General features: G+C 67.0%; 1 protein-coding gene. It reads right to left on the bottom strand.

Annotated elements, in window-relative coordinates:
- On the bottom strand, positions 1 to 409 hold a 409-nt coding region (locus RM423_RS25085; RefSeq protein WP_396327887.1), incomplete at both ends, for a glycoside hydrolase family 15 protein.

A 409-nucleotide genomic window follows, 5' to 3' on the forward strand; every position in this document is an offset into this window, starting at 1 on the left:
TCGTGGTCGGCGAGCCCGGCGTTGCGGGCCAGAGCGAGGCCGTCAAGGGTCTCGCCCCAGACGTCGAGTTGCAGTTGGTCAGAGGCGGCGTTGCCCGTCCGCACGGGCTTGGAGTTTTCGTACCCGGTGAGCCAGGGCAGTTCGGCTTCGGGCAGCCGCCGGGTGCCGTCCAGGGCGTACATGATCTGCAGGTCGGCGGGGTCTCCGGCGACTGCTCTCAGTAGCCATTCCCGCCAGGCTTTGGCTTCGTCGTGGTAGCCGGCGGAGATCAGCGCCTGCAGGGGTAGACATCCCACGCGAGTGAGTGTCAAGCAGCGACCTGAGCGGGGCCCGTCGAGAGTTCGTTCCAGGCGGCGTGCTCGTCCCAGAGTTGACCGTTCTGTAGACACCACCACATGCGGCCGATGAG

This window comes from Jatrophihabitans lederbergiae, from assembly GCF_031845305.1.
Taxonomy (GTDB): Bacteria; Actinomycetota; Actinomycetes; order Mycobacteriales; family Jatrophihabitantaceae; genus Jatrophihabitans_A; species Jatrophihabitans_A lederbergiae.